A 740-nucleotide genomic window follows, 5' to 3' on the forward strand; every position below is an offset into this window, starting at 1 on the left:
CGCCGACGCTTTGGATTCGATGTGGCCGCCGTTGGGCTGGACGCCGGTTACTTTACCGCCGCGATTTGCCAAGGGTTGGAGAAGCGCCAACTTTACGGTGTGATCGGTTATTGTCGGCCCAGCAAGCCGAAAGGCATGATGCCGAAACGCCTCTTCGTGTATGACGCCGATCAGGACGGTTACCGCTGTCCAGAAGGCCAGACGCTGCGTTATGCGACTACCAACCGGGAAGGCTATCGTCATTACCACTCGGACCCGGTCTGGTGCCGGGAGTGCCCACGCCTAGCGACTTGCACACGCAATCAACACTACCGCAAGACGGTGACTCGCCACGTCTGGGAAGACGCCAAGGAGCGGGTGGGGAGCCGCCGGCTGGAGCCGGTAGGCAAACGAATTTACGAGCGCCGCAAGGAGACGGTGGAGCGCAGCTTCGCAGATGCCAAGCAACTCCATGGGTACCGCTATGCTCGCATGCGGGGAATCGCTGGAATGCGAGAGCAGGCCTTGCTCTGTGCGGCAGCGCAGAACCTCAAGAAAATGGCCTTGGCGGCCTGAGAGGGGCCCGGTCGTCGAATTTTCCTTCCAGCGACACCTTCAGGAAGCCCCATACTCGCTTGAGAGCGCCATTTTCTGCCTCTCGAGAGATAAATCGTGTTGTAGCGCTCCCTTCCGTCGCGAGCAAAGAACGCGAGCGTAGAAACACAAACCCCGCAAAAAATGCGGGGTTCGTCAGCAGTCTG

2 protein-coding genes are annotated in these 740 nt (G+C 59.7%); one reads left to right on the plus strand and one right to left on the minus strand.

Annotated features, from left to right (window positions below; translation table 11 throughout):
- On the plus strand, positions 1-555 hold a 555-nt coding region (locus L861_RS12530), incomplete at its 5' end, for a transposase (protein WP_016415838.1).
- Here the strand turns inward: L861_RS12530 and L861_RS25035 are convergent.
- Positions 530-740: LLC1 domain-containing protein (locus L861_RS25035; protein ID WP_211235509.1), on the minus strand; the 211-nt coding region annotated here is incomplete at its 5' end. The two genes, L861_RS12530 and L861_RS25035, sit on opposite strands and share 26 nt — an antisense overlap.

It is taken from the genome of Litchfieldella anticariensis FP35 = DSM 16096 (assembly GCF_000409775.1).
GTDB classification, from domain to species: Bacteria; Pseudomonadota; Gammaproteobacteria; order Pseudomonadales; family Halomonadaceae; genus Litchfieldella; species Litchfieldella anticariensis.